The sequence below is a fragment of the Paenibacillus sp. PAMC21692 genome, assembly GCF_014303795.1.
Lineage (GTDB): Bacteria > Bacillota > Bacilli > Paenibacillales > Paenibacillaceae > Pristimantibacillus > Pristimantibacillus agaridevorans.
On sequence record NZ_CP060293.1, the window covers coordinates 6,507,354 to 6,525,285 of the forward strand.

Genomic DNA, 17,932 nt, shown 5'->3' on the forward strand with positions numbered 1-17,932 from the left:
ATGGCTTCGCCACCGCAAACTATGCAGTCGTTAAGACTCCAAATACGCTTGCGGAATCGGCTTGCCGACTTGAACGGCTTGGTTGATGCTGTGCAGCCAGGACTCCGTCAACTTGCCATTGCCCCGCCTCAGCACCTGTACGCTGACACTCCGCTTCCCCCACTGTTCGTACACTTCCTTGATGGTCTCGAAATACAGATCGATACGCTTGCCCTTGATTGCCGAGCCCGTATCCGCCACGACGCCGTAGCCGTAGCCCGGAATATAAAGCAGCGTGCCAATCGGGAACAGTTTGGGATCCGCCGCGATGGTAGATACCTGGTCCCTTCGCACCTTCACGCCTGAATATGTGATGCCATAGCCGGGGTGGCCCGGACGTTTGCCCGTCGATTCCACGCCTGCCGTGTAGCCTGTCGCAACCACTTCGATCTCGGCCGGCGCCGCGCTTGCCGGTAGAGCAGCAATGGTCGAAGTCCAGACAACAACGACGGCGAGCCATACGAGAACGTTCCTTTGAGCCCATCTTAACCATAACAAAAAGCTTGTAGCCATCGGGATACTTTCCTCCTCAGAGGTAAGATTGCCCCAATGGCACAAGCTTTATTCGCTCATGTTCGGTTATTCCTTGGACGAAATTTGACCTTTTAGCAATGCGACGAGCTCGGATGTCGGCATCGACCCGATATCGCCTTCTCCTCGTTTCCGTACCGATACGGCTTCGGCTTGCATTTCGTTATCGCCGACAACGAGCATATAAGGAATTTTCTCCAGCTGCGCTTCCCGAATTTTGTAGCCCAGCTTCTCGTTGCGCAAATCGCTTTCGACGCGAATGCCGCCAAGTTGAAGCTGTTCTTCCACCTTGCGAGCATACTCCTCGTAAGCCTGCGATACCGGGATCACCTTCGCTTGAACAGGCGACAGCCAAAGCGGCAGCGCGCCAGCGAAGTTCTCGAGCAGGAACGCTGTCATACGCTCCATCGTACTGATAATACCCCGGTGAATAACGACCGGACGGTGTTTCTTGCCGTCATCGCCGACGTATTCCAGCTCGAACCGCTCAGGCAGCAGGAAGTCCAGCTGCGCCGTGGACAACGTCTCTTCCTTGCCCAGCGCCGTCTTGATCTGAACGTCAAGCTTCGGACCATAAAACGCCGCTTCGCCTTCCGCCTCAAAGAACGGAAGCTCAAGCTCTTCTACGACCTCGCGCAGCATACGCTGAGACATCTCCCACATTTCGTCGTTCTGGAAGTACTTCTCGGTATCTTGAGGATCGCGGTAAGAGAGACGGAAGCGGTATTCTTTGATGCCGAAGTCCTCGTACACCTTGCGAATCAGACCGACAACGCGCGCGAACTCTTCCTTGATTTGGTCGGGTCGGCAGAAGATGTGGGCGTCGTTTAGCGTCATCGCGCGAACGCGGTGCAGGCCAGTCAAAGCGCCCGACATCTCGTAGCGATGCATCGTGCCCATCTCGGCGATCCGGATCGGCAGATCGCGGTAGCTGCGCATGTCGCTTTTAAAGACCATCATATGATGCGGACAGTTCATAGGCCGAAGGACAAGTTCCTCGTTGTCCAGCGCCATCAGCGGGAACATGTCCTCGCTGTAGTGCTCCCAGTGACCGGAGATCTTGTACAATTCCACGTTGGCAAGTACAGGCGTGTACACATGCTGGTAGCCCAGGCTTTCCTCGAGATCGACGATATACCGCTCCATCGTTCTGCGTACCTTGGCGCCATTAGGGAGCCACAGCGGCAAGCCTTGACCTACTTCGCGAGAAAAGGTGAACATCTTCAACTCGCGGCCCAGCTTGCGGTGATCGCGTTTTTTCGCTTCCTCCAGGAAATGGAGATGCTCGTCAAGCTGAGCTTTCTTAGGGAACGCCGTGCCGTAGATACGTTGCAGCATCTTGTTCTTGGAGTCGCCGCGCCAGTAAGCGCCTGCGATGCTCAGCAGCTTGAACGCCTTGATGCGTCCTGTAGACGGTAGGTGCGGACCACGGCACAAGTCGAAAAATTCGCCCTGATCATACAGCGTAATCTCGGCCTCCTCCGGCAGGTCGCGGATCAGTTCCAGCTTCAGATTATCTTCCAGTTTTGTAAAGATCGCCAGCGCTTCCTCGCGGCTGACGACACGGCGGCGGATATCCAGGTTTTCGTTTGCGATTTTGTTCATTTCCTTCTCGATACCAGCCAGATCCTCCGACGACAGAGTCTGCTCCATGTCGATATCGTAGTAGAAGCCGTCCTCGATCACCGGTCCGATGCCAAGCTTCACGGCTTTCTCGCCGTAGATGCGCTTTAACGCTTGCGCCAGGAGATGCGCCGTGCTGTGACGGTACACTTCAAGGCCGTCCGCGCCGTCAAGCGTCACGATCTCAATCGCGGCATCCTGCTCCAGCTTCGTATAGATGTCGACGACTTTGCCGTCGAGCTTGCCCGCTACGGCGTTTTTCTTCAGTCCAGGGCTAATGGAGCCCGCGATGTCTTCGATGGAGGAGCCTGCTTCGTATTCGCGCACGGCCCCGTCCGGGAACGTTACTTTAATGCTCATGTTCAACTTCCTTCCGGGTTCTGATAGGTATCAAGCATGGCAGTACGCCGGCGCGCACAAAAAAAGCACCGCATCCCGCATAAGGGACGAGTGCTTGCGCTCGTGGTTCCACCCTACTTCGACCATTCGGCTCCACGCTGCAAGGTGCAGGCGGACGGACAGTCCTCGTATGATCTGGTAACGGAGATAACCGGTACGGCTTACTGGCCACAAGGGCGGTTCAACCGTACAGCTATAGATGGGGTATATCCGACCGCGTCAGGAAGAAGCTTGCAGCCCAGGGCTTCTCTCTCTGCACAGGCGCCATGACGGATACTTGTCATCTGTCGTCGCTGTTAGACGTAAACTATATGTCGTCATTATAGAACGTGCAGTCGGTCCCGGTCAAGCGGACAATTCAAATCGAAGTAATATTCGACGTCGAATAAGCTTCTCGAGATGCTTCGTCATGGAAAGCGGACAATTCAAATCGAAGTTTAAAAAGTCCGGTTTTCAGGACCGAGAAGATTGGACGAAGCTAGAAACTGAGGAGCGGAGCATAGCAGCGCTATGTGAGCACCTGCAATGTTTCCGGAGGAAACATACTTCGTAAGCATATGCTTAGGTTCGGCTGAGTTCAATATTCGACGTCGAATAAGCTTCTCGAGATGCTTCGTCATGGAAAGCGGACTTTTTAAACATCCTTTTAAGGTTGGATCCATTCGTCGAGGGTGCTGGCGCAGGAAGAACATTGCACGCATACGTTGACCTTGCCGTCGAAGATCGTCTCGATCGTGCGGATGACCTGCAGCTCCGGATGCCTCGTATGGACCGTAATCTTTTTGGGAGACACGGAGATTAGCGAGCTGATCACCATGTCCTCGATGTTCATCTCCGTCTCCAGCATCTCAGCGACGATGCGGTCGGCCGGCGGCTTATGTTCCAGCGTCCGGAAGCTTTCGTCGTACATCGAGAAATCGTGACCGCCCTTATGCAGTAGATGAACAAGCGGCACCTTGGAATCCTGCATCTGGACAAAATACTTCAGAAGCGAGATAAACTCCTGATATTGCTTGTCGAGCACGTATTCATCCAGAGCGTATTCCGCGATCTCGGCCAGCTCCGTACGATAGGCATGCAATCGGAAAGTCGTGAAGCCCTGCAGTTGAAGCAGCGTCTGATCCTGCAAATAAAGCTCCAGTTCCTCCGCGATTTTGCCTCTCCGGCGCAGTCTGTCGGCTTCGTGAAACTTTCCGCCGAGCCCGTCCCAATCTTTCCCTTGCAGCAGCTCATGGCAATACCGTTCGATGATGGCCGTGTCCATGGCTGGATTGTTGCGATGCTTGTGTCCTATAATGTCCGAGAGCATGGCAGGCTCCAACTGCTCGATAATGTAATCCGCAATGGCCCGAGAGGCGGATCTGTAGACGAATTGTCCGTGCAGCTTTAATTGAAACGCAGGCAGTACAGCCCGGCAGGTAATAATGCCGTTTTCCAGCTCATACCGGGCAATTCCTCCCGACGCAGGATCTGCTTCCGTGTAATTATGTAATTCATCGTTCGTATGCTCCGTCATCAAGTCCAGCAACCGCTCGGCGGAATTATGCAGACTTGCCGGCAATGCCACTGTGAACAAGTCCATTCGCACTCACCCCTTTCCTTCCGTTACAGTATATGGTCCCGAGAGTCCGTATATACAAAGAAGAGATTGGCAGCCTGGATCATTCGCAAATCTTGATTGGCATTCGGACTAATACTTTGTTATATTAATTAGTAAGTGATCAACCACATATTAATAAACGAGGTGAATCATCGATGGCGAGACCGCGCGAATACAGCGACGAACGAATACTGGGAGGCATATACTCCGCTTTAGGCAAGTATGGTTACGCCAAGCTGACGCTTGACAATATCGCCAAGGAAATCGAGATTTCCCCAGCTGCGCTTTCCAAGCGATTCGGATCCAAAAAATCAATGATCCTGTTTTATCTCGAGGCAGTTAATGAAGGGATGTCTGCAAAGTTCGCCGAATTACGCCATTCGCGGAACAGCAGCCTTCAGTCGCTGCGAACGATGTTCGAAGACTCCGTCATGAAAGTGGACGATCCCGTCATGCTCGCTAACTTGACATCCGTCTATATCGAAAGCGTGTCGGATCCCGAACTGCTGGACCGTTCTAGGCGGAGGCTGCGGATTATCGACGAGACGGTCCATTATTTTATCGGTCAAGCGTTGGATCGCGGCGAATTGCGATCGGATAACCCAGAGGCACTGGCAAGAGTATTGCAATCGGCTATTGCGGGCTCGCTCTTGATTAGACTTAACGACGATACGCAGCCGCTTAAAAATTGGGTGGAGGAATGTTTCACTGTCGTGCTGAAGTCCACACCCGCTGCCGCTCCGACCGGAAAGGAGGATCCGCATGCCCGTTACCCGCATTAACGGTACCGATATCTATTTCGAAGTGAAAGGCACAGGGACGCCAATCGTGTTCACGCATGGGCACTCCATGTATCGCAAGCAATGGGAGCCTCAAGTAACGGCCTTATCGTCCCGCTATCAGACGATTGTTTGGGATGTGCGCGGCCATGGCGACTCCGGCTTGCCGCCTGGAGAGGTCGACCCCGAGGATTTCAGCCGGGACCTGAAGGGACTGCTTGATCACCTGGAGCTACGATCCGCCGTTCTGTGCGGCTTATCCATGGGCGGACATATTTCGCTGCAAACAGCCGTACGATATCCGGATTACGTGCAGGGACTTATTCTCATCGGCACGCCATTTACGAATAAGTTTAACCGTTTCGAACGATATGCCGCTCCGTTCAGCCAATTTTCTCTTCGTTATCTCCCCTTCGGACAAACGGCGAAATGGACGGCAAGCGCCATGTCTAGCCATAATCCATCCAATCGCGACTTCGTGCTCGAGTCTTTCGGCAAGATGACGAAGGATGGATTCCTGCGGCATTGGAGCGGCAATTTGCGCATGGAAAGCAGGGACGATCTTCATCGAGTAGCTTGCCTGACATTGATTCTGCATGGAGAGCATGACAACATGGTCGGCAGGCAGCAGCATTATTTGCGGGAGCACATACGTAGAGCCGTCTTTCATTCGATTCCGCACGCCCACCATCTGACGAACCGGGATAATCCGGAAGCCGTCAATCGTCACATCGAGGAGTTTATGATGCGGCTAACGAAAGTCTAATGAAATATCCAAGCACGCAAAGAAACACCGCTTAGGAAGCGGTGTTTCTTTTAAGCTTTCGCCTGAAATTCTTATGTCGCTACTTTTTAAATTTAGATTTCAAAACCACGATTAAACCGCCGATACAAATGCCAACTATGGCCCAACCTGCAATAAACAATACCGACTCCATGGTTCATGCCCCTCACTTGGCCCAATATTAGTTTTGCATGATAAAGTCCTTATCGGCCTTGTCGGCCTCGTGGAACATGCGCAAAATATTGTATTTGGTATCGCGCTGCGCCGGGATTTTGCCGGATTCGCGGATCAGTTGCAGAATCAGCTCGATGTTTACCTTATGTGTCGTGCCTGCAGCCGATACAACATTCTCCTCGATCATCGTGCTTCCGAAGTCGTTGCATCCGTAAGATAACGACAGCTTGCCCATCTCCGGTCCCATCGTGACCCAAGAGGATTGGAAGTTCTGAATGTTGTCGAGCATAATGCGGCTTACCGCCACTATACGGAGATATTCCTCCGGCTTCGCCTTCTCGAGCTTGAGATTCGTATTATCCGGCTGAAACGGCCAGGAGATGAAAGCCAGGAAGCCCGGCGAAGGATAACCCATCGCCTTTACTTTATCCTGCTCGTCCCGGATTCGCATCATATGAAGCGCACGTTCTTCGATCGTCTCGCCAAGGCCGTACACCATCGTCGCGGTTGTATTCATGCCATGTCGATGGGCGGAGTTCATCACGTCCATCCAATCCGTCCAAGAGCCCTTCATCCGGCTGATCTTTCTGCGCGTGCGATCATCCAGAATTTCGGCGCCGCCTCCGGGCAGCGAGTCCAGTCCAGCCGCATGCAGCTGAGCTACGACCTCGTCGAGAGACAGCCCTTCGGACACCACCTTCATCTTTTGAATCTCCGCCGGCGAAAAGGAATGCATCGTAATGTCAGGGAACCTCGCCTTGATTTTGCGAAGCAGGTCGGTGTAATAAGTGAACGGCAGGTTAGGATTCGTGCCGCCTTGCATCAAAATTTCCGTGCCGCCGACGTCGATCGTCTCCTGAATTTTGCTCAGGATGACCTCATCGTCAAGCACGTAGCCTTCCTTGGAGTTCGGTGCGCGGTAGAACGCGCAGAACCGGCAATAAACATCGCATACATTCGTATAGTTAACGTTCCGACCGACCACGAAGGTCGTTATCGGCTCGGGGTGGCGTCTCTTCATTATTTCGTTCGCAACGCGGCCCATCTTCTCGATCTGATCGGAGGCAAGCAGCTCCATGCCTTCCTCCTGACCGATACGCTCTCCGCGCAAGGCTTTATCTAATATTCGGTCGATTGTGCTCATTCGCCTTCATCTCCCCCATCCGTGATAGTCATAATACTTAATCCTACCATACATTCGCGGGGCTAGCTATCATTCTGGGCGAAGGCAATCGTGACAAATTAGAGACAGAAATCAATAGAATTGATTAGTTGCCCTCCGCAAAACAGCTATGGATGCCGAACGGCTTCCGCGGAACGAATGAGTCGAAACGTCTCTCCGACCGCCAGCTTTAACAGAGGCCCGGCTTGCTCTATGCATTGCGCCAGCTTCGAGGGCTCCTTCACGATGGAGAAGCAACCCGCGAAATGCGGAGCCAAATCCGTAATACCGTCCCCCAGGCTGCCCGACATGAGAATACAGCGTGCTCCGGACTGTCGCGCGGCTTCGGCAACTCGCATGGGCAGCTTGCCATGCAGCGTCTGCCTATCGCTCCTGCCTTCGCCAGTTACAATCCAGTCGGCGCCGCTCGCCCTGTCCGCGAACCCCGCTCGAGACATCATCCAATCCGCGCCGCTTGCCGCTTCTCCCCCGAGTGCCATGAGGGCGAAGCCAAGACCTCCGGCGGCGCCGGCGCCGGGCCTGTCCCGGAGGAGCGTTCGCGAATGCGAGCTTGATTGCGATTGCGAAGCCGCTTGCAGCTGCATCTTTGCCACATGCCGACTTCGATAGGACGGCAGTTCCTCTAGCTCCTCTTCCAGCAAAGAGCCGTACAACAACATCGCTTGATCCAGCGGAGCCGCCAGCTCTTCCGTAACGCCTTTCTGCCTGCCGTATATGTACGTGGCGCCAAGCTCGCCGCATAACGGATTATCCACGTCGGTCGCGATCGTAATCCGGCATTCGGATAACCGTTCGTCCAGTCCCGCCAGCGACATGGACGCCAGCTTCAGCAGATCGCCTCCGGAGCCGTTCAATCTGTTCCCGTCAGCATCGAGAAACTCGGCGCCAAGCGCGGCAAGCATACCCATGCCGCCATCATTGACGGCGCTGCCTCCCAGCCCTATCGCGAAGCGACGCATGCCCAGGTCCAGCAGTTCCGTAATAACTTCGCCGATTCCGGTCGAAGTGGCCGCAAGCGGGTCCAGCCTGCCTGCGGGCATCATCGTAAGTCCGCATATCGAAGCTGATTCCAGCACTGCCGTCCTTTCCCCGTCCCTATCGGGAATCAACGCGACAGGACTACTGACGGACTCTCTCAGCGGACCGGATGTCCGCAAGTTGATGAGCTCGCCCTTTGAGGCATACGCGACGGCCTCAACCGTGCCTTCGCCGCCATCCGCTAATGGAATGACGTCGCATTCCGCGTCGGGATTGATCTCCCGAATGGCTTCGGCCGCGATGGTTCCCGCATCCAGCGAGCTTAAGCTCCCCTTGAACGAATCAAAAGCCAGCAGTACCTTCATCTCAACACTCTCCCGTTTCTTATGCTCCTTGCCTGACGAGCAACACCGCAAGTTCACCTTTGCTTGACGCTTGGCGCTTTCGATCGCAGTCAGTATCAATCATCGCCACGCTATAGTTGTTGTCTCGAATATCCGTCTTCGCAGCTTCCTCATCATAACATGGGCGCCCAGTTCCGTGGCAATCACCGCGTTCGATTCCCCTTTGATTAAAGCGCGTATCGGCAGCTGCTTCTTCCCGTTTCCCCCTAGTTTGTCAGTCCCAAGCCAGGTACAAAGCATGCGTCCCCTTGTCCGCAAGTCCGGCATCCGCCAGACGTCCATAGAGTTCCTTTGCCAGCGACAATCCCGGAAGTTCGATGCCCATCTCCGCCGCAGCGTCCAGCGCGATCCCCATATCCTTAATAAAATGTTTTACAAAGAAACCCGGCTCGAAATTGCCGGCAATGACGCGCGGGGCCAAATTCGAGAGCGACCAGCTGCCCGCCGCTCCGGATTCGATGCTGCGAAGCACGCTCTCCAAATTCAGGCCCGCGTGTTTGGCGTATACAAGCGCCTCGCAGACGCCGATCATATTGGAAGCGATCGCGATCTGATTGACCATCTTCGTATGCTGACCCGCTCCGGGGCCTCCTTGCAGCACGATGTTTTTGCCCATGAGCGACAGAAGCGGCTGCACCTCCGTGAAGGTGGCCTCGTCCCCCCCTACCATGATCGACAGCGCCGCGTTGCGCGCGCCGATATCGCCGCCCGAAACGGGAGCGTCTAGGGAATGTTGACCTGCAGCGGCCGCAGCTTCATGAATGCGAACGGCAAGCGCGGGACTGGAGGTCGTCATATCGATCAAGTAGGTGCCCGGCTTGGCCGATCCGATTATGCCGCTTTTGCTCAAGTAGATGTCCTCAACGTCGCTCGGATAACCGACGATCGTAATAATGGCGCCGCAGACCGAAGCCAGCTCGCCCTGCGAATCATGCCAGACCATGCCCAGCTCCAGCAGCTCTGCCGCCTTTTCCTTCGTTCTCGTATAAATATGAACCTCGTAACCTCCGTTCAGCAGATGTTTCGCCATGCTGCTGCCCATAACGCCCGTTCCGACAAAACCAACCTTGGTCGCGGCAGGACTGATCGCCATCGCTATCCTCTCCTTTATCCAATTCTTCTCGAAAATCGGTTCGTTTTTCTGCCAACCTCATCATTGCTAACTTGCGTCTATTATCAGGCTAGCTTGACCGCTCCCCATACGTCAAGTCGTTTCACTGAAACTCAGAAAGGTGATTCAAAACCCTAAAACGTCCATTCGCTCATTGCGTTACGGACATGTATGACGATATCTTTCATTTTTTTAGGCTTTTGAAAATCTAACGGGCACACGCGCCCCTATTTGTACTATCCGAGCAACTTTTAGTTATATTTCGGCCATATAGCGGCGCTCATGTCCGTTAGAATTTGATCCTTGCGTAAAACGGGCTAATCGTGTTATATGGGAAACTGTCAATTATTGTGGACGGGAGCGCAGTTAAGAATAGGCTTAAATCGGACACCACAGTCGCTATTTCGCAAAAATGGGGCCTGATCAAATGGTAACGGACAAGACAACCTTACTTCCGTCAAAACCGCATAGAATGGGCGGAAATGCATCAAATAACGTTATCAGAGATTTTCAATATCGCGAAAATGCTGCAAATAAAGGCTCTGAGGAGGCCGTCGATTCATTGTGTGTAAAACTGGAAAAGAAGCTGCAATTCATCATCGCCAACGTGTTAACGGAAGTGAGGGCCCTTATTTGGATCTTTTAGCGTGATTTTAAAATCTAACGGAACTCTGCGACGTTATTCGTGAGAAAACCAGGCAAACCGAGGACTTTTGCCCATTATAAGGGTTGTCAGTTCCGTTAGATTTGCGAAGTACTGCTTTTGCTGAAATAACGCCTTTCATTTCCGTTACAGTTGCTCCCGTTCATTTCTTGCCGGACACTTGCCCGCAATTTCACCTTTGCACAATGAATAGACAGCCTCCTGAGGTCCGTTAGCGAAAGCAGAACGTTTCAGCTCAGTTACTCACAATGAATCGGCAGCCTCTATGGGTCCTTTAGATTATGAACCAGTCCATATTCTATGGTTGTAATACCGTTCGTTATCCACTTCCGAAAAGTTGCATCATTTCCTTAACGATAACAAAAGCCGCCCGGAAGGGCGGCTGCATCTACTTGTTGTTCATATAAATGAGCTTGTCTTGTAGCTCATATCTTGCACTTGCTCCATTATGGCTCTCTATTGCCCACTATTGCTCCTCTGCAGCTCCACTTTGGCTTCCACTATTGCTACTCTGTGGCTACACTGTGGCTCCTTTGTTACTCCGTTGTTGCTCCTCTGTTGCGCCTATTACTCCTCTGTGGCTCCACTTTCGCTCCTCTATTGCTCCTCGATCTCCAGCTTCGCCGCGTCGAGCGCCTGCGACAGATCGGCAATGAGATCCTCGACGTGTTCGATGCCGACGGAGAAACGAAGGAGTCTGTCGTCAACGCCGACAGCCTTGCGAATTTCTTCGGGAATGTCCGCATGCGTCTGCATAGCCGGGTACGTCATCAGCGATTCCACGCCGCCCAGGCTCTCGGCGAACGCGATCAGCTTGATATGGCGAAGGATCGGCTCGACATAACGGGCATCCTTCAGACGGAACGAGAAGATGCCGGTGTTGCCGGAGGACTGGCGATTTTGAACGTCATGTCCGGGATGATGCTTCAATGCCGGATAATACACTTCCTCGATAGCCGGGTGCTCCATCAGATATTCAGAAATTTTCGTCGCATTGAATTGATGGCGCTCCATCCGCAGAGCGAGCGTCTTCATGCCTCTCATAAGCAGCCAGGAATCCTGCGGTCCCAGTACGGCTCCGATGGAGTTGTGCAGAATGGCCATCTCCTTCGACAGCTCCTCGCCTTTCGTCACGATCAGTCCGGCCAAAACGTCGTTATGTCCGCCGAGATATTTGGTCGCGCTATGTATGACGATGTCAGCGCCAAGCTCGATTGGGCGTTGCAAGTAAGGCGTTAGCAGCGTATTGTCCACAATGGTCAACAGCCCTTTTGACTTCGCCCAGCCGCACACGCGCTCTAGATCCGTAATCATCATGAGCGGATTGGTCGGCGTCTCGATCAAGACCGCCTTCGTGTTTTCTTGCTGCAGAGAAGACATGCCGTCGATATCGTTCGTATCGACATAGGATGCCGTGACGCCAAATCGCTTCATAACCCTCTCGAGAAGGCGGTACGTTCCGCCATACAGGTCTAGGGATACGATCAGATGATCGCCCTGACTAAAGTAAGCGAAGATCGTCTGCAAAGCCGCCATGCCGGAGCTGCAGGCGAATGCTGCATCTCCGGATTCCAGCTGAGCTGCCGCTTCCTCCAGCACCGAACGAGTTGGGTTTTTCGTGCGGGAATAGTCGAAGCCCGTGCTTTGCCCCAATTGCGGATGGCGAAATGCTGTGGATTGATAGACGGGATAGCTGACCGCTCCCGTTACAGGCTCCTTGATGGAGCCGATTTGCGCCAATTGACTTTCGATTTTCATCTGTACCTCGCAACTCCCTTACATATCGAATTAAGATACCTCTACCCCAGCCTCTCTGAGATGAGCGGCTTAGCTTTGCAAAGCTAAGCCGCTTCGGAAGCAAGGTTGTTTTTATCGCCAAAAAGAAGGATCTTCTTCTTAGATGCCCGCGCCCAGCTCGTAAGGCGTCTGCTGGTATACGTAATAGTTCAACCAGTTGGAGAAGAGAAGATTCGCGTGAGCCCTCCATGTCGACAAAGGCACCCGTTCCGGATTATCGCCCGGGAAATAATTGCGCGGCAGCTCGATGTCCATGCCCTTTGCCACGTCGCGATCGTATTCGAATTTGAGCGAATCCGGATCGTATTCGGAGTGACCCGTTACGAAGATTTGGCGGCCGTCGCGCGAAGCGACGATATAGATGCCGGACTCCTCGGATTCCGACAGAATCTCCAGCTTCTCGACGGCTTCGATATCTTCGCGGCGAACCTCCGTATGGCGCGATTGCGGAACGTAGAACAGTTCGTCAAACCCTCGTAACAGCGACACGTTGCGTTTCTCGACGGTGTGCGGGAAGACGCCGAATATTTTGGCATCCAGATTGTACTTCGGCACTCCGAAGTGATGGTACAAGCCCGCCTGCGAGGCCCAACAGATATGAAATGTCGATGTGACATGGGTTTTGGTCCACTCCATGATTTCCTTTAATTCTTCCCAGTAGTTCACTTCCTCGAACGGCAGATGCTCTACCGGAGCGCCCGTGATGATCATGCCGTCGAAATAATAATGCGCAATTTCGTCGAACGTTTTGTAGAACGACTGCAGATGCTCTGCCGACGTGTTCTTCGAAGTATGCGTACGGGGATGGAGAAGCACGACCTCGACTTGAAGCGGCGTGTTGCCGATTAGGCGAAGCAGCTGCGTCTCTGTCGTTTCCTTTGTCGGCATGAGGTTCAATATCGCGATTCGAAGTGGACGAATATCCTGGTGGTAAGCCACGCTCTCGTCCATGACGAAGATGTTCTCGTTGTTTAGTATTTCCTTTGCTGGCAAGTGATCCGGCACTTTAATCGGCATATTGATTCCTCCTTGGTGTGCGAGCAACAAAAAAGACCCCTTCTGCGTGAGAAAAGGTCGTCTGCTCGGTAAAGAAGCCGTCTCCCTTTCTCATCTCTCAGAAACATTAAGTCTCCGCAAGAATTAGCACCGTGCTATTACGCCGGTTGCCGGGCTTCATCGGGCTGGTCCCTCCGCCTGCTCTTGATAAGAAAGTAGTCTATTCAATTGTTGCTTGCTTAATTAACTTACACTTTAATGCATTCCGTTATTCCCGTCAAGAGCCTCTTTTGCATATGCTGGTATTCGGTATGTCTTCCCCCGGCATAGGCGCTATTGTTAAGGCATTATTAATCCTTGAATGTTGTCTTCCCGCCGGAGTATACTAGACAAGGATTGGACCCGCATTCGACAAAATAAAGGAGTGAATGGCGATTATGGAAGGCGATAGACCAGAGCCCGAACCGAATCCCGGCATGGAGCCGGTTGGATCTCCAAGCGAAGCAATGTCCCTTCGATTACCCATACGCTCCGACTTCGATCTTATGCAACCCGGAATGTAAGGCTTAACGAAGCGCCGCTCCCTTCTCCTGGGCGCCAGCCTGTCTCCTGCCACACGAGAGGAGTAACAGACGATGAAAATCAGACATGTAAAAAACGGCGTGTTCACAACCGTCGACAATATTGAAGAAACGCTCGTCGCGCCTTCAGAAGGATTTTTCTGGATCGACGCCGACGTGGAGGATCTTGCCGTTCTGCAGCCTCTGTTCGGCATGCACGACCTCGCTGTAGAGGATTGCCTGCAGGAAGAGGAGCAGCGTCCCAAGATCGAAATATACGAAGCTCATTATTTTATCGTTATTAATAGCATCCGATTCGACGATGAAGAAATTTTTCTGCGCGCGCTCAACATCTTCCTGGGCCGGCATTACATCATTACCGTCACGAAGCAGAAGATCAACGAGCTCCGTACCGTAAAGCCGATTCTGTGGGAGCAGGAGGTCTGCCGCCCCGACCAATTCCTTTATTATCTGGTCGACCTTGTCGTCGACAGCTATTTCTCCGTCGGGGACCGGATCGATACCCGGATCGAAACGTTAGAGGAAGATATTTTGATGCATACCAAGAAATCGCATCTTAACGAAATCATCGGTCTGCGCGGCGAAATCCTTTGGGTAAAGAAGGTGCTGGGCCCTCAGCGCGAGGTCATCTTTACGCTCAACAAGAAGGAATTGAAGCTGATCGACGATCAACTGCAGAAGTACTTCAGCGACGTGTACGAGAATTCGCTAAAGATCGCGGAGTCGTTCGAAACCTACCGCGACCTGATGGGCAACTTGCGAGAGGCGTATCAATCCAGTCTATCCAGCAGGGCGAACGAGATCATGCGCGTGTTCACCGCGATTACGACCATCTTTATGCCGCTTACTTTCCTGACGGGCATCTACGGGATGAACTTCGACGCGATACCGGGCATCCATTATCGTTACGGCGCCTATGTCCTTCTCGGCATTATGCTTCTGCTGGGATGCAGCATGTACTTCATCTTCCGCAAAAAAGAATGGCTCTAGCAGCGCTGCTGCTGGAGCTTTTTTACCACATAAGAATATAAGTTTTCGGTCCTCGAAAACGGATTTCTTATTGGCGATAAAACCTTCCTGTGAACGCGGTCGCTCATCGTCGAAAGGCCTCGATAGAGGTTTTCTCATTTTTGTCCGAAATTAAACGAACTGCGCCACCGCCAAGGATAACGACGGACGTTTCACCTTGGTTTAAGGATCATTTCCCCTTTTGCCGAAATCTGCGGTTGTAAGTTATAATAGATAATTATGCCCAGTGACATTCGGCAATGTCGAAAGGGGGAATCAACTGGACATGAACATGAGTCAGCTGGAAACCTTGCTAACCATATCCAAGACAATGAGCTTTCGCAAGGCAGGGGAACTGCTTAATTTGACTCAGCCTGCAGTATCAGCGCAAATCAAAAGTCTGGAGGACGAATTCAAGACGATTTTGATCGACCGTAATCAGCCCGTAACGCTTACGGATCACGGACAAGTATTCCTGGAGCATGCCGAGCGCATACTGGACATCGTCGAGGAGCTTAAACAGAAGCTCGATGATCTCAATCAGACGCCTCAGGGCCATATTACGTTAGGCACCACATCATCCATCGCCATTCAAATATTGCCACGCGTCTTATCGTACTTCCAGAACCAATATCCGCAGATCAAGACAACCATTCATACAATGCCTTCCTCACAGGTTATGGCCAGCGTGGAGAACGGATCCGTTGACGTAGGAATTACTTATCTGACGGAGAAAACGCCAAGTATTGCTTCCTCCGTTCTTTATTACGACACTTTCGAGCTAGTCGTATCGCCTGATCATCCCATGAGCACTCTAACTCATACAACGGTCGACAAGCTTAAGGACATACCTATGATTATGCTGGCGCCGGATACGCTCGGACGGCGGTTCGTTGATGCAATCTTCCGTAAGTACAACATCGTGCCCAACATTGTCATGGAGCTGTCGAGCAGCGAAGAGATCAAGCGAATGGTCGAGATCGATCTCGGCGCCGCGATCGTATCGAAGCTGTCCATCCCGTCGGAACTGAAGCGCGGCACGCTCAAGCTCATCAAGGTTCACGAGCTCGAGACAACCCATCCGGTAGGCGTCGTCTACAAGTCGGGCAAATATTTAAATACCGCCATGATGCAATTCCTGAGCGATCTGAGAGGCATGCCGGAACATCAATTCATCAGCAGCGAGTAGGAGTGATATCCGTGAAATTCGATCTACATACCCATCATATTAGATGCGGACACGCAGACGGCAATATCGAGGACTATATTCTGGCCGGCATCGACGCCGGCTTGCAGGTAATCGGCATATCGGATCATTCTCCTTACTTCTATCACGAAGAAGACCAGCCGTCTCCCGGCATTGCAATGGCCCGAAGCGACTTCGCGAATTATGTGGACGAAGTGCTGCGGCTCAAGCATAAATACGAGGGGCGGATCGAAGTGCTGCTCGGGATGGAATCTGACTTCTTCCCGGAATTCGCGGACGATTATCGAAGAGCGTACGACGGAGTCCCCTTCGACTACTTGATCGGCTCGGTACATCAGGTCGGCGGCGTCAGCATCTTCAACCGCAATCGCTGGAACAACCTCCGCCAGTCCAAGCACGTCGAGGAAAAAACAAGCTATTACGAGCTGATCAGCCAATCCGCCCGAAGCGGCATGTTCGACATTTTGGGCCATATTGACGCAATGAAGGGATATTACCCCGACTTCTCCCATATCCCCGCTCACGATGCCATCGATGATTGCTTGCGAACGATCGGAGAATGCGGCGTATCCATCGAGATCAATACATCGGGCAGCACCAAGGATGTCGGCGGATGGTACCCTTCCGACGAAATCCTGGAGCGTGCGCTGCACTTCGGCGTAGGCGTAACGTTCGGCTCCGATGCTCACGTACCAAGCCGGGTCGGCGACGAATGGGATCTTGTGGCAAAGCGGCTGAAGGAGATCGGTTTCAAGCAGTGGCTGTTCTACAGAAAACGCAAGCCCGTCGCGGTTCCTCTTTAATAAAGGAATGGACGATTAACAAGCCGGATGCAAGGGCATTGCCTTGTGCATTCGGCTTATTCGCGAGCATGGGATGGCTCGCATATGGGCAAAAAAAAGCGGACCCGCCAGCGGCAGGTCCAAATTGATATATGAAAAGGGGGTCTTGCAACTATAATACCCCCGGCATGTAATGGGCGTGTCACAGCAACATTTCAATTGTGTAACAAATTCGGAAGCGTGGATCCTGCCATCGTTATGGACCGCTAACGGCGGCGGAATTTGATGGCACTTACTTTTTGTTCGTATATATGATACAATAGGAGTTACAAAAAGCGGGGTGATTTCGGTGGATTATTCGACAATGTGCCCAAGATACGAAGCAGCGGCCGATTTGTTAGGCAAGAAGTGGACAGGACGAATTATACGGGTATTGCTGGGCGGTCCAAAACGATTCAAGGACATGAAAGAGCAAATTCCCGAGATGAGCGATAAAATGTTGACCGATCGAATGAAAGAGCTGGAAACGCTTGGCATCGTAAACCGCCATGTGTATCCGGAGATGCCGGTAAGGATCGAATACGAGCTGACGGCCAAGGGTCGCGACCTGCAGCCCGTCATCGAATCGATTCAAGCTTGGGGCGAGCAATGGATGTAAATTCTTTGTACGCTTTAACCGCCAAGGACAATGTCCCCGGCGGTTTTTTCGTTTTTATTCCGGTCAGGAATCCGGGCTTGGAGGCTTCGGCTCGAATAGCCTGCCATTCTTGGCCTCTGCAATAACCTCCTCCAGCCATTCCTTCTCGGCCAGACTTAACTTCAGAATACCTCGAAGCAGATGGACAGAACCGCGCGGCAGCGCCCCGGCCTTGAGCTGCTGAACGGCCTCCATCATCGAAATTCTTTCTTTACACGCCCCCAGCTGCGTCTCCAAGCAACGAAGCGCTTCTGTATGATCGCTGTGCCGTATAAACGGCAGTGCCGAGAGTACTGGATGCTGCGGGAAGGCCGTCTCCCCCAACTGCTTGTTAAGCAGCTTCACCAGAGTCTCACGGCCTTTGGCGGTAATACGGTAAATCGTTTTGTCCGGTCTGTTTTGGCCGGGAGCTTGCACGATCTCCACCGCTTCGATATTGCCCTCTTCGCATAACTGGTCGACGGCATAATACAACGATCCGTCGCGCACGTTAAAGGTGACATGCCAATTCCGCGCTTTGATCGTCTGTCGAATATCGTAGGGATGACGATCCCGTTCCATCATTAGTCCCAGCACGAGCAGCTTTACCGACATG

The 17,932-nt window shown here is 52.7% G+C and carries 16 protein-coding genes and 1 riboswitch; of the genes, 7 read left to right on the plus strand and 9 right to left on the minus strand.

From position 1 onward, the window contains the following. Window positions 1–30 precede the first annotated feature (30 nt). The 3 genes from H7F31_RS26515 to H7F31_RS26525 all read right to left on the minus strand — a co-directional run bounded on the left by H7F31_RS26515 (window position 31) and on the right by H7F31_RS26525 (window position 4,174). The gene (locus H7F31_RS26515; RefSeq protein WP_187101245.1) at window positions 31–552 is read right to left on the minus strand and encodes a 3D domain-containing protein; all 522 of its coding nucleotides are present in this window, start codon (window positions 550–552) and stop codon (window positions 31–33) included. A gap of 66 nt (window positions 553–618) precedes the next feature. Beyond that, entirely contained in the window at window positions 619–2,553 is a 1,935-nt protein-coding gene (gene thrS, locus H7F31_RS26520) for a threonine--tRNA ligase (protein WP_187101246.1), read from the minus strand. Window positions 2,554–3,238: 685 nt separating this feature from the next. Continuing rightward, the gene (locus H7F31_RS26525) at window positions 3,239–4,174 is read right to left on the minus strand and encodes a putative sporulation protein YtxC (RefSeq protein WP_187101247.1); all 936 of its coding nucleotides are present in this window, start codon (window positions 4,172–4,174) and stop codon (window positions 3,239–3,241) included. 173 nt (window positions 4,175–4,347) lie between these two features. On the opposite strand from H7F31_RS26525, the gene H7F31_RS26530 reads away from it, so the two are divergent. Further along, window positions 4,348–4,974, plus strand: coding sequence for a TetR/AcrR family transcriptional regulator (locus tag H7F31_RS26530; RefSeq protein WP_187101248.1), 627 nt, complete (start codon window positions 4,348–4,350; stop codon window positions 4,972–4,974). Further along, a complete protein-coding gene (locus H7F31_RS26535) occupies window positions 4,955–5,737 on the plus strand; it encodes an alpha/beta fold hydrolase (RefSeq protein ID WP_187101249.1) in 783 nt (260 codons plus the stop codon). The genes H7F31_RS26530 and H7F31_RS26535 overlap by 20 nt, the downstream gene beginning before the upstream one ends. 199 nt (window positions 5,738–5,936) lie before the next feature. Here the strand turns inward: H7F31_RS26535 and mqnC are convergent, their stop codons facing one another. The 3 genes from mqnC to H7F31_RS26550 all read right to left on the minus strand — a co-directional run bounded on the left by mqnC (window position 5,937) and on the right by H7F31_RS26550 (window position 9,605). Beyond that, window positions 5,937–7,073, minus strand: coding sequence for a cyclic dehypoxanthinyl futalosine synthase (gene mqnC / locus H7F31_RS26540; RefSeq protein ID WP_187101250.1), 1,137 nt, complete (start codon window positions 7,071–7,073; stop codon window positions 5,937–5,939). A gap of 146 nt (window positions 7,074–7,219) precedes the next feature. After that, window positions 7,220–8,455, minus strand: a complete 1,236-nt coding sequence (locus H7F31_RS26545; RefSeq protein WP_187101251.1) for a glycerate kinase — start codon at window positions 8,453–8,455, stop codon at window positions 7,220–7,222. A 253-nt stretch (window positions 8,456–8,708) separates the two neighbouring features. Continuing rightward, window positions 8,709–9,605: an NAD(P)-dependent oxidoreductase gene (locus H7F31_RS26550; RefSeq protein WP_261800564.1), complete on the minus strand. Its 897-nt coding sequence runs from the start codon at window positions 9,603–9,605 to the stop codon at window positions 8,709–8,711. 427 nt (window positions 9,606–10,032) lie between these two features. Here H7F31_RS26550 and H7F31_RS26555 point away from each other — a divergent pair, with 427 nt between their 5' ends. Beyond that, window positions 10,033–10,251 (plus strand): hypothetical protein, encoded by a 219-nt coding sequence (locus H7F31_RS26555; RefSeq protein WP_187101253.1) that lies wholly within the window; start codon window positions 10,033–10,035, stop codon window positions 10,249–10,251. A gap of 615 nt (window positions 10,252–10,866) precedes the next feature. On the opposite strand, the gene H7F31_RS26560 is transcribed toward H7F31_RS26555, so the two are convergent. Both H7F31_RS26560 and metA read right to left on the minus strand, forming a co-directional pair. Next, window positions 10,867–12,027, minus strand: coding sequence for a PLP-dependent transferase (locus H7F31_RS26560; RefSeq protein ID WP_187101254.1), 1,161 nt, complete (start codon window positions 12,025–12,027; stop codon window positions 10,867–10,869). Window positions 12,028–12,165: 138 nt separating this feature from the next. After that, complete coding sequence (gene metA, locus H7F31_RS26565; RefSeq protein ID WP_187101255.1) at window positions 12,166–13,083, minus strand: homoserine O-acetyltransferase MetA; 918 nt, start codon at window positions 13,081–13,083, stop codon at window positions 12,166–12,168. Window positions 13,084–13,170: 87 nt separating this feature from the next. Beyond that, window positions 13,171–13,276: riboswitch (SAM riboswitch) on the minus strand. A gap of 421 nt (window positions 13,277–13,697) precedes the next feature. Between metA and corA the strand changes: the two genes are divergently transcribed. The 4 genes from corA to H7F31_RS26585 all read left to right on the plus strand — a co-directional run bounded on the left by corA (window position 13,698) and on the right by H7F31_RS26585 (window position 17,298). Continuing rightward, complete coding sequence (gene corA, locus H7F31_RS26570; RefSeq protein ID WP_187101256.1) at window positions 13,698–14,633, plus strand: magnesium/cobalt transporter CorA; 936 nt, start codon at window positions 13,698–13,700, stop codon at window positions 14,631–14,633. 304 nt (window positions 14,634–14,937) lie between these two features. After that, window positions 14,938–15,840, plus strand: coding sequence for a LysR family transcriptional regulator (locus tag H7F31_RS26575; RefSeq protein ID WP_187101257.1), 903 nt, complete (start codon window positions 14,938–14,940; stop codon window positions 15,838–15,840). Window positions 15,841–15,851: 11 nt separating this feature from the next. Further along, window positions 15,852–16,661 carry a histidinol-phosphatase gene (locus H7F31_RS26580; RefSeq protein ID WP_187101258.1) on the plus strand — a complete coding sequence of 270 codons (810 nt, stop codon included), beginning with the start codon at window positions 15,852–15,854 and terminating at the stop codon, window positions 16,659–16,661. Between the two features lie 328 nt (window positions 16,662–16,989). Beyond that, complete coding sequence (locus H7F31_RS26585; protein WP_087572396.1) at window positions 16,990–17,298, plus strand: winged helix-turn-helix transcriptional regulator; 309 nt, start codon at window positions 16,990–16,992, stop codon at window positions 17,296–17,298. A 63-nt stretch (window positions 17,299–17,361) separates the two neighbouring features. Here the strand turns inward: H7F31_RS26585 and H7F31_RS26590 are convergent, their stop codons facing one another. Further along, window positions 17,362–17,931: a PadR family transcriptional regulator gene (locus H7F31_RS26590; protein WP_187101259.1), complete on the minus strand. Its 570-nt coding sequence runs from the start codon at window positions 17,929–17,931 to the stop codon at window positions 17,362–17,364. Window position 17,932: the final 1 nt, after the last annotated feature.

Excerpts from the sequence above, each read along its gene's own strand:
- H7F31_RS26535 (WP_187101249.1), top strand. The coding sequence starts at position 4,955 with ATGCCCGTTACCCGCATTAACGGTACCGATATCTATTTCGAAGTGAAA.
- H7F31_RS26545 (WP_187101251.1), bottom strand. The coding sequence starts at position 8,455 with ATGAAGGTACTGCTGGCTTTTGATTCGTTCAAGGGGAGCTTAAGCTCG.
- H7F31_RS26575 (WP_187101257.1), top strand. The coding sequence starts at position 14,938 with ATGAACATGAGTCAGCTGGAAACCTTGCTAACCATATCCAAGACAATG.
- H7F31_RS26530 (WP_187101248.1), top strand. The coding sequence starts at position 4,348 with ATGGCGAGACCGCGCGAATACAGCGACGAACGAATACTGGGAGGCATA.
- corA (WP_187101256.1), top strand. The coding sequence starts at position 13,698 with ATGAAAATCAGACATGTAAAAAACGGCGTGTTCACAACCGTCGACAAT.
- metA (WP_187101255.1), bottom strand. The coding sequence starts at position 13,083 with ATGCCGATTAAAGTGCCGGATCACTTGCCAGCAAAGGAAATACTAAAC.
- thrS (WP_187101246.1), bottom strand. The coding sequence starts at position 2,553 with ATGAGCATTAAAGTAACGTTCCCGGACGGGGCCGTGCGCGAATACGAA.
- H7F31_RS26590 (WP_187101259.1), bottom strand. The coding sequence starts at position 17,931 with ATGTCGGTAAAGCTGCTCGTGCTGGGACTAATGATGGAACGGGATCGT.
- H7F31_RS26515 (WP_187101245.1), bottom strand. The coding sequence starts at position 552 with ATGGCTACAAGCTTTTTGTTATGGTTAAGATGGGCTCAAAGGAACGTT.
- H7F31_RS26525 (WP_187101247.1), bottom strand. The coding sequence starts at position 4,174 with ATGGACTTGTTCACAGTGGCATTGCCGGCAAGTCTGCATAATTCCGCC.
- mqnC (WP_187101250.1), bottom strand. The coding sequence starts at position 7,073 with ATGAGCACAATCGACCGAATATTAGATAAAGCCTTGCGCGGAGAGCGT.
- H7F31_RS26555 (WP_187101253.1), top strand. The coding sequence starts at position 10,033 with ATGGTAACGGACAAGACAACCTTACTTCCGTCAAAACCGCATAGAATG.
- H7F31_RS26560 (WP_187101254.1), bottom strand. The coding sequence starts at position 12,027 with ATGAAAATCGAAAGTCAATTGGCGCAAATCGGCTCCATCAAGGAGCCT.